The sequence below is a fragment of the Nocardioides oceani genome (assembly GCF_030412965.1).
Classification (GTDB): domain Bacteria; phylum Actinomycetota; class Actinomycetes; order Propionibacteriales; family Nocardioidaceae; genus Nocardioides; species Nocardioides oceani.
Genome location: NZ_JAUHJQ010000003.1, coordinates 72,994 through 85,908 on the forward strand (window position 1 = coordinate 72,994; position 12,915 = coordinate 85,908).

Here is a 12,915-nt window from a genome sequence, read left to right on the forward strand (position 1 = left end):
GCGCCTCCCTGCTCAACCAGCGGAAGTCGCTGGGGCGCCTCCCTGATCGACCAGCGGAGGTCGGCGTCGGGGGGCCTCCCGCCTGACCTGCGGACGGAACGCGCGGGTGTGGGCGCGTGCCGGGCCGGGTAGGCCAGGGACATGCCCAGCCCGAGCACCCAGCCGTTCACCACGGGGGACGAGGCGGCGGAGCGCGTGGCGGCAGACCCGTTCTGGTCCGTCGTCCGCCGCCGCCACCCCGACGTCGACGTCGTCGTCCTGCCGGCCGGCGACGCGGCCCCGCCCGACCCGGCCGAGGTCGCGTCCCTGCCCGAGGTCGACGCAGCCGATGCAGCCGAGGGGGCCGCACGCGGCGAGGCCGAGGCGCTGGCCCTCTGGACCGCCCTCGTGGGTGCCGAGCCGGGCACGATCCGGACCCGCTGGGCCGCGGGCCGCGCCTCGGGCACCCACCGCCTCGAGACGACGCTGCGCCTCGACGACGTCGACCCGACCGCGGCCGTCGCGGCGGTCGGGCGTGCGGAGGACGCGCTGGCCGCCGACGGATGGCACGTGCTCGCGCCGGGCGACGGGCTGCCCCGTGTGCTCGCCGGGCGCGGGGAGGGTCTGGGCCGGGCCGAGCTGCAGCTGGTGCACGCGCCCGCCGAGGCGCGGCTGGTGCTGCGCGTCCGGGCGGGCGACGTCCGGCTCGGGACCCCCTCGGAGGTGGACGCATGAGCGTGCTCGGCGCGGAGTACGACCCGCTCGTCGCCACCGCCGAGGACTGGCGCTCGCTGGCCTCGCTGATGACCGGCACCTCCCGCGACCTGGCGGGCCAGGGCACCGGCTCGCTGCCGCCGAGCGTGCAGGGGGCGGCCTCGTCGTTCCTCTCGGCATGGTCGGGGTACGCCGAGGAGAGCGCGGCGATCGCCGAGGGCGTCGCTGCCTCCGTCGACGCGCGGGTCACCGACTACAGCGGCACCGACGACGGTTCGCGGGACCAGATGACCGACCTCGACGGACGCCTGGGGCCGGCCCGATGACCGTCACGATCGACGTCCCGCCGTCCCAGCCGCCCCGGGTCGTCAAGCCCGAGGGCGACGCCACCGGCGCGGACGAGCTGGCCGAGACGCTCTACACCACGGCCGGCCGCTACGAGGAGGTTTCCGACGAGGCGGCGCAGATCCAGTACGTCCAGGGCTGGATCGGCGACGCGGCCGACGCCTACCGCGGGGCGACGGCCACGGCCGGCTCCGAGCACGCCGCGATGGCGACCACGGTCCAGCGCGTGGGGCGGGCGGTGACGGCGTACGCCGACACCCTCCGCGACCTGCTGCGGACCTACGACGAGCAGGTCGACCGCAAGGAGGCGCTCGACGCCCGGCGGACGGCGCTCATCGCCGACATCAACGCCACGGCCGAGGCGACGCCCGACGTGGTCGCCGCGCTGCGCGAGCGTGCGACAGAGCTGCGGATCGACTACTCCGACCTGGTCACCGACCACGACGACCTCCAGCGCCGGGTGCGGGAGGCGGAGGCGCTGCTGCGCCAGGCGTTCGTCGCCGGCACGTCCCTGGACCGGGCGCTCTCGGAGGACGGCGGGGTGCCGCAGTCCGCACAGGACGCGATGGACCGCCCCGGTGCGCCCGGCTCGGGTGCGAGCCCCGAGGACGTCCGCGACTGGTGGGAGGGCCTCAGCGAGGCCGAGCGCGAGGCCGTCGTCACGGCGTACCCCGAGCTGGTCGGCTCCGCCGACGGCCTCCCCGCCGCCGTGCGCGACGACGCCAACCGGGTGCTGCTCGACGACGACCTCGCGACGCTGCGCTCGAAGGAGGCCGACGGCACGATCTCCGAGGACGAGGATCAGGTGCTGGCCAACGCCGAGGAGGCGGAGAGGGCGCTGCAGGAGGCCGACACCTTCGAGGACCCGATCAGCGGGGAGCGGCCCGGCGGCCTGCTCTACCTCTACGAGCCGGGCGCGTTCGACGGGGACGGCCGGGTCGCGGTCGGGGTCGGCGACCTCGACACCGCCGACGACGTCGCGGTCTTCACCCCCGGCATCACGACCGACATGGGCGACACGAGCCGCTACACCGGCCAGATGGTCGACCTCTACGAGGCCACCCGCTACAACGGCGACGGCTCCAGCGTCGCGACGCTGTTCTGGCTCGGGTACGACGCGCCCGACGAGTTCTACGACCCCGCCACCCTGACCGAGGGTCGCGCCGAGGACGGCGGCCGCCGGCTCGCCGACGCCGTCGACGGCCTGCGTGCCTCGCGGCCCGACGACCCGGCGCACCTGACCGCGATCGGGCACAGCTACGGCTCCACCACGACGTCGTACGCCGCCGGCGACCACGACCTGCGCGCCGACGACGTCGTGCTCATCGGCAGCCCCGGCGCCGGGCCGGCGGACGAGGCCGGCGACTTCAGCGTGGGGGAGGACCACGTGTACGTCGGGCGGGACAGCCGCGACTTCGTGGCCACGCTCGGCGACGAGGGCTGGGTCGGCAAGTTCGGTGCGGGCCTCGGCACCGACCCGTCCTCGGAGGACTTCGGGGCGACCCGGTTCGAGGCCGAGCGCACCGACCGGGAGTGGCACACCGGCGTCGGCGACGCGCACGGCTCCTACCTGCGCCACGACACCGAGTCGCTCTACAACATCGGACTCATCGTCGACGGGCACGGGGACCAGGTGAACGGTGCGGACCAGAGCTACGACCCGTGGTACGGCGGGCCGGTCGACCCCGAGGCGGACCGCGAGCCCAGCAGCGGTGTCGAGGGTGAGTCCAAGACGCAGCAGCCGGGCCCGTGAGGGGCCGGGCGAGGGCGGCCGCGCTGGCGGCGTCGTTGGTGGTCGGAGGGGTGCTGATGGGCGGGTGCTCGGGGTCGGACGCGTCGCCGGAGGAGGCGGCCGCGGACACGGAGTCGTCGCGGGCGAGCGTCGAGGACGCCGTCCGCTCGGTCGCCGGGGTCGCCGCCGGTGTCGACCTGGAGCTCGGCCCGCTGCGCGGCGAGTGGTCGGTGTGCACCGCCGAGCCGCCGTCGTTGCAGTACGGCGCGGGCGGGTCGGGCCGGCCGGACGGATCGATGGCCGACCAGATCGCCGCGCTCACCGACGCGCTCGAGGCCGACGGGTGGACGGTCGAGAACGCCGGCACCGAGCCGCGTGCCTACGCCGTTCTCGTCCGTGACGACCTGCGGGCCACCCTCGGCGAGTCCCGCCGCCACCCGGGCCAGGTCGACGCCGGCGTCGCCGGCCCGTGCGTCGACACCACGCCGGAGCAGGACGACCTGCTCACCGAGACCTACGACATCGAGTGACGTGGCGGTGGGGCACGAGGCGGGGCCCGGCGGTGTGAGTGCGCCGGACGGTCGGTAGCTCGCACAGGGGGCCGGCACCCTGACGGATGCCGGCCCCCTCGATCACGTGGACCGCGTCAGCGGACCCGGAACGTGACCCTGTCGGTGCTGGGTGCGACCAGCGCCGACCCCCGGAGCCTGGCCAGGAGCGAGTGCTTGCCCTTCCCGAGGCGCAGCGTCACGACCTTGCGGCCGTCGTCGGCCGCGGTGAGGCGCACGACACGCTTCACGACACCGAAGTCCTTCAGCACGATCGTGCCGACCGGCGCGAGTCCGGGGAGCCGCAGCACGAGGCGCACGGTCACCGGTGCCGCTCCGTCCTCGACCCCGCCGACGGTCGGCGCCGAGATCGAGACGTCGGACTCTGCCTTGCGCACCACGATCCGCACGGTGCTGCTCGAGGAGGCGTAGGTCTCCTCGGTCGGCGTGAAGACCGCGACCGCGGTGGTCGTGCCCGGGCGGAGGCCCGGCACCCGCAGGGTGGCGCGACCACCTGAGGTGGGAGCGCTGGCGACGACCCGGTCACCGACCATCAGGTCGATCGTCCCCTCGGCCGCACCCTCGGCGGCGCCGACGGACACCGTCACGGAGGCGACCCCGGGGTAGGCGACCGGTGCGACCGGCGCGACGGTCAGGTCGGTGGTCACCGGCTCCGGCGTCGGGTCGGTCGGGGTCGGCGGGGTCGGGTCGGTCGGCGTCGGGTCGGTCGGGGTCGGCGGCGTCGGGACCGGCGGCAGCGGCGGCGTGGGCGCCGGCGGGGTCGGCTCCGGTGCGACGAGCTCGTCGCCCTCGGGCCCGGCCCAGAACAGCGCACGCGCAGCCTGGCTCAGCCCGCCCTTGGGGTGGGTGCGGAAGAACACCGAGGTGCCGAAAACCAGCGCCTTGGCCCCGGTCGTGGGGTTCTCCGAGGAGACGACGGAGGCCTGGCCGGCGGCCTGCGCGGGCCCGTTCGTGGGCGTGGTGCCCCGCCAGTGACCGGCGAGGAACGGCTTGGTCGCGTCGTACGTCTGCTCGATCTTGGTGCCGGCACCGAGGCCGCTGAAGGAGTACGCCGGGTAGATGAACGACGTGTCCTGGGCGTAGGGCTCGAGCACCGAGCCCTCGGGGGTGTCGACGGCGACGATGCCGTTGCCCGAGCCGTTGCCGCTGGTGACCGTGCCGCTGAGCAGCCCGAAGGACACGGCCGCGTTGAACGCCTGGTTGGTCCGGCCGAGCAGCGCCCCGCCGCGGGCCAGGAAGCCCTCCACCGCGGTGCGGGCAGCGGTGCCGGCGGCGGGGGCGAAGGACGAGGCGACCCACAGCACGTCGACCGCGTCCAGCGCGGTCGGCGTCGCGTTGAGCGTGGCCACCGACAGGGGAGCGATGTCGTCGAAGCCGAGCTGCTCGAGCGAGAGCCGGTCGTCCTGGGTCCCCACGTAGCCGATGGTGAGGTCGTCCAGCGGCTTGGTGTCCTCGTCGTCGAGAGCAGCCAGGTCGTCGGTGGACGCCTCGTCCAGCTCGACGCCGAGCTCCTGCGCGGCGGCGAGGGCCGTCGAGCGTCCGGCGCCGTCGACGACGACCGAGCCGTCCTCGAGCATCGAGACCTTGACGCCGTCCTCCAGGAGGGCGTTGAGGAGCTGGTAGTCCGGCACGCCGGCCACGTCGAAGCTGAGGAACCCGTCCGAGGCACCCGGCAGGGCGACGGCGGGGACCTCGCTGATCGGCAGCACGTCGCCGAGGGGCGCCTCGCCCACCAGGCCGACCTTGTCGACCGTCGCGCCCCAGGTGTAGCCGAGGCTCCACGCCGAGATGTCGTACATCGACGGGACCTTCGCCGAGATGTCCTCGCCGAGGTCGAGCAGGGCGTTCGCGAGCCCGCGCAGCGGCTGGTCCATGTCGACGACGTAGGAGCCGGCCGGGTAGGTCGTCCCGCCCACCGTGGCCGCCGAGACGAGCCGGCCGACCTCGATGTCGTGCTGGAGCAGCTGCTCGACCAGGCGACGGGCGTCGCTGGCGGAGCGCTGGCCCTCGCCGACCGGGACGACGTACGCGCGCGGCAGCGTCACCGGCTCCTGGTTGTCCGCCACGTCCCACAGGCCGCGCCACTGCGTCGGGCCGGGGACGCTGGAGACGTCGTCGACGGTGAGGGTCCTCTTCGGCTCCCCGGAGAGGCCGCGCCGGAACGCCTCGATCTGGTTGCCGATCATCTCGCGGGCGTTGGTCGCGACGTTCATGTAGCCGACGATGCTCTGCATCGTCTGGTAGGCGACCGCCGTGTTGACCTTCGCGCGCTCCGGGGTCTGGCGTCCGCCGGCGGCGCCGCGGGTCAGCGGCAGCTCCACCGTCGCGGACGCGGCGCCGTAGAACGCGGCGTACTGCGCGGTGAAGATGGGCGGGAAGTCGTCCCAGCCGTCGGGGGTGTCGCGGTAGGGGATCTTGATGTGCGCGGTCTCGGGGCCGGTGTTGGCCGTGACGACCCGACCGGTGGTCGTGTTGAGGTACGTGTTGCCCGGGATGGCGGCGTCGACGACGTCCTTCTCGACCTTGAGGGCGAGGGCGTAGTTGTGCGGCATCGTGAGGTCGTACTCGTAGTTCGAGCCGTGCGGCGGCCCGCACGGCTCCATCTGCAACACGTTGGTGTAGCCGTGGAAGTCGGCGGCGTAGATGGGCTGGATCGCCTGCGCGGTCCGGATGAACGAGCGGGTCTCCGGAGTCGTGTTGGTGATCATGTCGCGGTTCGGGTCGAGCCCGAGCGCGGTGGCCCGCGTCGCGTTGGTGCGGCCGTCGGGGTTGAGCGACGGGGAGAAGTAGAGCCGGTTGTTCGCCAGGACGCTGCGGACCTCGGCGATCGGGGCCGTGGCGAGGTACTCGATGTACTGCATCGCAGCGTCGGTCCCCTCCCACTCGTTGCCGTGGATGTTGTTGCTGATCCACACCGGGGTCTTGTAGCGGGCGGCGAGGTCGGGGTCGGCCGCGGCGGCGACCGGGTCGTTCTTGATCAGGCCCTTCCACTGCGCCTGCTGCGCCGTCTCCGCCTCGGTCTCGGGCGCCGTCACCGTCACGAGGTAGAGGTCGCGGCCCTCGGTGGACTGCCCGACGACCTGGACCGAGATCCGGTCGCTCACCGCCATCAGGTCCATCAGCTTGGGCGCGAGGTCGGGGTGCCCCAGGAGCGCGGCGGTGTGCGCGGCGTCGTCGGCGTTGGGACGGTAGATCCGCAGGGAGGGCTGGTAGGGGTACGACGTCGGCATCGCGATCGGCGTCCCGACGGCCGGCGCGGCGGCCGCGGCCCGGGCGACCTTCGCGCGGGTGACGGGATCGACGCTCTTCGCGGTCGAGGGCCCGCGACCCGGCTCGACCGCGGACGGGGCGGCGGTCGTGGGCGCGGCGAGGGCCGTCGGCACACCGGCACCGACGACCAGGGACGACGCGGTGAGGGCGAGACCGGTCACGCCTGTGAGGGCGCGTAGTTTTCTCACGAGAACTCGTTTCTGTGGGCACGGAGCTGAGCCGGCGGGACGCGCCGGCGGTTGTCAGGATGTCTGACAAGCGGGCCCTGCTCAGTCGCGGTAACGAGTCGTTTACAGGATCGACTCGCACGCCCAGGGGGCCGGGATCCTGGCCTAGACCAGGGTCCCCGTCGACGACCGCCCGGCGGCACCCTCGCCCGCGGCGCCCCGGCCGGCGGCGTGACGAGTGGCGGTCAGAGGGTGGACTGGACGCCGGCGAGGAGCTGGCGCGCCATGACGATCCGCTGGACCTGGTTGGTGCCCTCGTAGATCTGGGTGATCTTCGCGTCGCGCATCATCCGCTCGAGCGGGTAGTCGCGGGTGTAGCCATAGCCGCCGAGCACCTGCACCGCGTTGGTGGTGACCTCCATGGCCACGTCGGAGGCGAAGCACTTCGCGGCCGCGCCGAAGAAGGTGAGGTCGTCGTCGCCGCGCTCGGAGCGGCCGGCGGCGGCGTACGTCATCTGGCGCGCGGCCTCCACCTTCATGCCCATGTCGGCGAGCATGAACTGCAGGCCCTGGAAGTCCGCGATCGGCGTGCCGAACTGCTGGCGCTCCTTCGCGTACGCCAGCGCGTGGTCGAGCGCGCCCTGGGCGACGCCGACGGCCTGGGCGGCGATGGTGACGCGGGTGTGGTCGAGGGTCTTCATCGCGGTGGCGAAGCCGGTGCCCTCGGCGCCGATCATCCGGTCCGCGGGGATGCGGACCTTGTCGAGGTAGACCTCGCGCGTCGGCGAGCCCTTGACGCCGAGCTTCTTCTCCGGCGCGCCGAAGGAGACGCCCGGGTCGGACTTCTCCACGACGAACGCCGAGATCCCCTTCGAGCGCTTCTCGGGGTCGGTGACGGCGAGCACGGTGTAGTACTCCGAGACGCCGGCGTTGGTGATCCAGCGCTTCACCCCGTCGAGCACCCACCCGTCGCCGTCGCGCACCGCACGGGTGCGCATCGAGACCGCGTCCGAGCCGGCCTCGGGCTCGGAGAGGCAGTAGGAGAAGCCGCCCTCGCCCCGGGCGAGCGCGCCGAGGTAGTGCTTCTTGAGCTCCTCCGAGCCGGCGATCTGCACCGGCAGCGAGCCGAGCTTGTTGACCGCCGGGATGAGCGAGGCCGACACGTCGGCACGGGCGACCTCCTCGATGACGATCACCGTCGCGAGCGCATCGGCGCCGGCGCCGCCGTACTCCTCGGGCACGTGCGGGGCGTGGAAGTCCGACGCGAGCAGCGCGTCTGCCGCCTCCTGCGGGAAGCGGGCCTGCTCGTCGACGTCCGCGGCGTACGGCGCCACCTTGGCGTCGCAGATCGCGCGGACGGCCTCGCGGACGGCGCGGTGCTCCTCGGAGAGGTCGTAGAGGGGGAGGTCGGTGCTCATCGGTGCGTTCTCCGGTGGTCCTGGGTGGGGGTCAGTAGGTGTAGAAGCCGCGGCCGCTCTTGCGGCCCAGCAGGCCGGCGTCGACCATCCGCTGGAGGAGCGGCGGGGCGGCGTACAGCGGCTCCTTGAACTCCTCGTAGAGCGACTCGGCGACGGCCTTGGTGGTGTCGAGGCCGATCAGGTCCGCGAGGGCGAGGGGGCCCTGCGGGTGCGCGGCGCCGAGCACGAGGCCCTGGTCGATGTCCTCGGCGGAGGCGAAGCCGGACTCGTACATCCGGATCGCGGAGAGGATGAACGGCACCAGCAGCGCGTTGACGACGAAGCCCGCGCGGTCCTGGCAGTCGATCGCCTGCTTGCCGAGGCGGTCCTGGACGAAGGCGCGGCTGCGCTCGGTGGTCTCCGGCGCGGTCAGCAGGCTCGGGACGAGCTCGACGAGCTTGAGGACCGGCACCGGGTTGAAGAAGTGGATGCCGAGGACGTGCTCGGGGCGCTGGGTGACCACGCCGAGCTTCATGATCGGGATCGAGGAGGTGTTGGAGGCGAGGACCGCCTGCTCGTCGGTGAGCGTCCGGTCGAGGGTGCGGAACAGGTCGACCTTGGCCGCCTCGTCCTCCACGATCGCCTCGACGACGAGCTGGCGGTCGGCGAGCGCGTCGAGCTCGGTGACCGGCCGGATCCGCGCGAGCACGTCGTCGGCGGACCCCTCGGCCGCGGTCAGCTTGCCCTTCGCCTCGGCGCGGCGCAGCGACGCCTCGAGCCGCGAGCGGCCGCGGTCGAGCGCCGCCTGGTCGGCGTCCACGACGACGACGTCGAGGCCGGCGCGCGCGCTGACCTCCGCGATGCCGGCTCCCATGAGCCCGAACCCGACCACTCCCACGCGCTCCATGCCTGCGTCCCTCCTTCGCCCGGGCCTGGGTGGCACCGGATACCGCGATCACGGTACTGGGTACCGTCTAGGCTTCGGGCGGCAGGTCGGGACCCGGGGCGCCCCGGGCGGAGCGGAGGTGGCGAGCGGTGGCGGAGCCGAGCGCGCGGGAGCGCATCGTCGACGCGGCGTTCGAGCTCTTCGCCGAGCGGGGGTACGACGCGACGACGGTCGAGGACATCGCCGCGCGGGCGGGGGTCGGGCGCACGACGTTCTTCCGGCAGTTCCGCTCCAAGGAGCACGTGGTCTTCCCCGACCACGAGCAGCTGCTGACCGCGATCGCGGCCCGGCTGGCGACCGCGACGCCGCGGACCGCCGTGGTCGGGGTGTCCGAGGCGGCCGGGCTGGTGCTGCAGCACTACCTCGACGAGGGCGAGCGGGCGCGCCGCCGCTACCGCCTGACCCGCACCGTGCCGGCGCTGCAGGAGCGCGAGCGCGCCGGGATCCGGCAGTACGAGCGGACCTTCACCCGCCACATCCACGGCTGGCTGGGCGGTACGCCGGAGAGCCTGCTGCGCGCGGAGCTGATCGCCAACGCGGTCGTCACGGGGCACAACCACGTGCTGCGCGCCTGGCTGCGCGGCCACCTGGCCACCGCGGGCGAGGCGCGCCGGGCGTTCCGCGCGGCGATGGCGGAGGTCGAGTCGCACGTCGACCTCCCGGGCCGGGAGGGTGCCGCCGCCGATCCGCTGCCCGCGGTGCTGGTGGTCCGGGACGCCGCCGACCTCGACCGGCTGCTGCCGCAGATCCGCGACCTCCTCGCCTGAGCGGCCCCGGTCAGGGTCGGAAGGTCAGCCGGCGGGCGTCGAGGTAGTCGCGGGTGTCCCGGACGAACCGCAGCGCCGGGCGTCGCGCCTCCGGGATCGCGGCGAGTCCCTCGCGCAGTGCCTGCTCGTACGCCGAGGCGGGGGCGGTGATCGGCGGCAGCCAGTTGTCGTGGTGGCTGGGCACGAAGACCCGCGACCGGACCGCCTCCGCGTAGTCGAGCGGGTCGCGCAGGCCGTTGGTGTACTGCCCGAAGCCCTGCACCGCGCCGACGTGCACGTCCGAGCGCGGCCGGCGCGCGAGCCGGTCGAGCACCCGGGAGGGGTCGTCGCGCAGCGGGCCCGCGGTGTCGTTCCAGGTGAGCGAGAAGCCGCCGAGCTCGAAGCGGTAGAGCAGCGACCCGCCCTCCTGGTCGCCCTGGTGCAGCAGCGTGTGCAGGCCGTCCTCGAGGCTCGGCGGGTCGGTCAGGACGGGCGTCGGGTCGGGCGGCGGCAGGAACGGCGGTACGTCGCCGGCCGGGGCCTCGACCGCGGAGTGGACGTGCCGCAGCGCGGTGACGCGCACCCGCCGACCCAGCCGCAGCTCCGCCTCGTCGCCGACGTCGGGCACCGCCAGGGGTCGGGTCCGCACCGGGCCGAGTCCCGCGGCGGCCGCCTGCGCGGTGACCTGGCTGCAGTGCTCGGGCGTGCCGACGACGACCGCGCCGGTGGCGGCCGCGACCGGCGCGGCGTCGGCCGCGTGGTCGAAGTGGCCGTGCCCGAGCAGCACGTGGCTCGGCCGCAGCGCGACCAGGTCGCCCGTGGTGACCGGCACGCGGCGGGCGTAGGTCCCGCGCGGCACCCAGGCGTCGAGCAGCACCACGCGGCCGCCGATCGCCATCGCGAAGCTGGTCACCCCGAACCACGACAGCAGCACCCGGTCGGGCCGCACCCGGCCGTCGGCCGCCACGTTGGCCCGCCCGAAGAAGAGCCGCCGGGCCGCGACCGTCCGGGCGCGGCCCGGCGCGGCCGCGGCCGCCGTGCCCCCGAGCGCCGTGCCCCCGAGCGTCGTACCGCCGACGACGGCGGCCGCGCCGGTCGTGAGCAGTGCCCGGCGGGTGAGGTCGCACATGTCCGGCCCAACGAGCGGGCTCGGGCGAGGTCACCCGCCGGGGTCTTCGGTCAGCCGTGCCCGGCCACCGCCCCGGCCGTCTCCTCGAGCACCGTCGCGGCGTGGTGGTGGCGCGGCTCGCGGACCGCGGTCAGGACGAGTGCGGCGACGACGGCTGGTCGCGGCTGACGGTGCCGCGGGTCCTTCTGCAGCGGCACTGTGGTCGCTCCACACGGCGCAGGACGCGTATGGAGCGACCACAGGGCCGCTGAAGATGGGTCGAGGGGTGGGCGAGCAGGGGTCAGCGCCAGCCGAGCGCGGGCGCGACGTGCTCGACGACCGCCTGGAGCACGTGGGCGTTGTAGTCGACACCGAGCTGATTGGGGACGGTGAGCAGCAGGGTGTCGGCCGCGGCGACCGCCTCGTCCTCGGCCAGCTCGCGGACGAGCTGGTCCGGCTCGCCGGCGTACGTCTTGCCGAACCGTGCCCGGCCGCCGTCGATCATGCCGACCTGGTCCTGGCTGCGGGACTCGTGGCCGAAGTAGGCGCGGTCGGCGTCGCTGATGACCGGGAAGATGCTGCGGCTGACCGAGACGCGCGGCTCGCGAGTGTGGCCCGCCGCGGTCCACGCGGCGCGGAACCGCTCGATCTGCTCGGCCTGGAGCCGGTGGAACGGCACGCCGGTGTCCTCGGTGAGCAGCGTCGAGCTCATCAGGTTCATGCCCTGCTCCGCGGTCCACTCGGCGGTGGCGCGGGAGCCGGCGCCCCACCAGATCCGGTCGCGCAGGCCGGGGGAGTGCGGCTCGAGCCGCAGCAGGCCCGGCGGGTTCGGGAACATCGGCCGCGGGTTCGGCTCGGCGAACCCCTCGCCCTCGAGGACCTGCAGGAGGACCTCGGTGTGCCGGCGCGCCATGTCGGCGTGGTCCATGCCCTCGGGCGGCTCGTAGCCGAAGTAGCGGAACCCGTCGATGACCTGCTCCGGTGACCCGCGGCTGATGCCGAGCTGCAGCCTGCCGCCGGAGATGAGGTCCGCGGACCCGGCGTCCTCGGCCATGTAGAGCGGGTTCTCGTAGCGCATGTCGATCACGCCGGTCCCGATCTCGATCCGGCTGGTGCGCGCGCCGACCGCCGCGAGCAGCGGGAACGGCGCGGCGAGCTGCCGGGCGAAGTGGTGCACCCGGAAGTACGCGCCGTCGACGCCGAGCTCCTCGGCCGCGACGGCGAGGTCGATCGACTGCAGGAGGGCGTCGGCCGCCGACCGCGTCTGCGACTGCGGCCAGGGCGTCCAGTGGCCGAACGACAGGAACCCGATGTTCTTCATGACTGGTTGAACATTCACGCGTCGTCGGGTGTTCCGCCCTCGCGCCGCTCGTGCAGCCGCTGCTGCGCCTCGGCCAGGAACTCCAGGCACGGCGCCTCGGCGCCCGGGTGCTTCTCGACGAGGTGGAAGGACCAGCGGTCCATGGCGGCGAGGTAGCCGTTGTCGGCGCCGGGGCGGTACGCCGACCACGCCTTGCCGCCGCGGACGGTGCACGCGCTGCAGGAGATCTTGTAGACCAGCTGGTCCTCGGCGTCGACGTCCACCGTCACCCGCGAGAGGGGACCGGCCTGGGCGGCGGCCCGGCGGCCGCGGGCGGATCGGCTGGCGGTCATCGGGGGAGCGTACGCGGACGGCCGGGGCGTCCCCGGCAGGGGAGCCCGGGGACGTCCCGGGCGGCGGTGACGCGCACGAGCCGTTCCACCCGACGAACCAGCCGCTGCGCAGGTCCGGGTCGGACGGCACGTGCGCGCTCCGCCGTGCCCGGCCACCGGCACCGGCCGCTGCTCCGGATGGGTGACCAGGAGCCACGCTAGGCCGCCGGAGGGCCGCGACACGGGAGAACGCGGGGTACTAGGACCATCGGGCACGCGCGGCTCCCGGCGTACCGTGACCGCACCCGGC

At 74.3% G+C, this 12,915-nt stretch carries 12 protein-coding genes; 5 read left to right on the plus strand and 7 right to left on the minus strand.

The genetic code is table 11. The features are described 5' to 3' along the window. The first annotated feature begins 141 nt into the window (after nt 1–141). Genes QWY28_RS09930 through QWY28_RS09945 form a run of 4 tightly spaced genes read left to right on the plus strand, consistent with a single transcriptional unit; the run spans nt 142 to nt 3,300 of the window. Nucleotides 142–714, plus strand: coding sequence for a hypothetical protein (locus tag QWY28_RS09930; RefSeq protein ID WP_300952370.1), 573 nt, complete (start codon nt 142–144; stop codon nt 712–714). Then, the gene (locus QWY28_RS09935; protein WP_300952371.1) at nt 711–1,019 is read left to right on the plus strand and encodes a hypothetical protein; all 309 of its coding nucleotides are present in this window, start codon (nt 711–713) and stop codon (nt 1,017–1,019) included. Before QWY28_RS09930 ends, QWY28_RS09935 begins: the two co-directional genes overlap by 4 nt. Beyond that, the gene (locus QWY28_RS09940) at nt 1,016–2,791 is read left to right on the plus strand and encodes an alpha/beta hydrolase (protein ID WP_300952372.1); all 1,776 of its coding nucleotides are present in this window, start codon (nt 1,016–1,018) and stop codon (nt 2,789–2,791) included. The genes QWY28_RS09935 and QWY28_RS09940 overlap by 4 nt, the downstream gene beginning before the upstream one ends. Further along, a complete protein-coding gene (locus QWY28_RS09945; RefSeq protein ID WP_300952373.1) occupies nt 2,788–3,300 on the plus strand; it encodes a lipoprotein LppJ family protein in 513 nt (170 codons plus the stop codon). Before QWY28_RS09940 ends, QWY28_RS09945 begins: the two co-directional genes overlap by 4 nt. Before the next feature lie 116 nt (nt 3,301–3,416). Here the strand turns inward: QWY28_RS09945 and QWY28_RS09950 are convergent, their stop codons facing one another. From QWY28_RS09950 to QWY28_RS09960, 3 genes are all read right to left on the minus strand, one after another. After that, nucleotides 3,417–6,770, minus strand: a complete 3,354-nt coding sequence (locus tag QWY28_RS09950) for a M14 family metallopeptidase (protein WP_300952374.1) — start codon at nt 6,768–6,770, stop codon at nt 3,417–3,419. A gap of 251 nt (nt 6,771–7,021) precedes the next feature. Beyond that, a complete protein-coding gene (locus QWY28_RS09955) occupies nt 7,022–8,194 on the minus strand; it encodes an acyl-CoA dehydrogenase family protein (RefSeq protein WP_300952375.1) in 1,173 nt (390 codons plus the stop codon). Nucleotides 8,195–8,225: 31 nt separating this feature from the next. After that, complete coding sequence (locus QWY28_RS09960; protein ID WP_300952376.1) at nt 8,226–9,080, minus strand: 3-hydroxybutyryl-CoA dehydrogenase; 855 nt, start codon at nt 9,078–9,080, stop codon at nt 8,226–8,228. 128 nt (nt 9,081–9,208) lie between these two features. Between QWY28_RS09960 and QWY28_RS09965 the strand changes: the two genes are divergently transcribed. After that, complete coding sequence (locus tag QWY28_RS09965) at nt 9,209–9,886, plus strand: TetR/AcrR family transcriptional regulator (RefSeq protein ID WP_300952377.1); 678 nt, start codon at nt 9,209–9,211, stop codon at nt 9,884–9,886. Nucleotides 9,887–9,896: 10 nt separating this feature from the next. Here QWY28_RS09965 and QWY28_RS09970 read toward each other — a convergent pair whose 3' ends face one another. The 4 genes from QWY28_RS09970 to QWY28_RS09985 all read right to left on the minus strand — a co-directional run bounded on the left by QWY28_RS09970 (nt 9,897) and on the right by QWY28_RS09985 (nt 12,626). Then, nucleotides 9,897–10,994, minus strand: a complete 1,098-nt coding sequence (locus QWY28_RS09970; protein ID WP_300952378.1) for an MBL fold metallo-hydrolase — start codon at nt 10,992–10,994, stop codon at nt 9,897–9,899. A 50-nt stretch (nt 10,995–11,044) separates the two neighbouring features. Beyond that, nucleotides 11,045–11,191 (minus strand): hypothetical protein, encoded by a 147-nt coding sequence (locus QWY28_RS09975; protein ID WP_300952379.1) that lies wholly within the window; start codon nt 11,189–11,191, stop codon nt 11,045–11,047. A gap of 83 nt (nt 11,192–11,274) precedes the next feature. Further along, nucleotides 11,275–12,294, minus strand: coding sequence for an LLM class flavin-dependent oxidoreductase (locus QWY28_RS09980; protein ID WP_300952380.1), 1,020 nt, complete (start codon nt 12,292–12,294; stop codon nt 11,275–11,277). Between the two features lie 14 nt (nt 12,295–12,308). Then, nucleotides 12,309–12,626: a hypothetical protein gene (locus QWY28_RS09985; RefSeq protein ID WP_300952381.1), complete on the minus strand. Its 318-nt coding sequence runs from the start codon at nt 12,624–12,626 to the stop codon at nt 12,309–12,311. Nucleotides 12,627–12,915 lie beyond the last annotated feature (289 nt).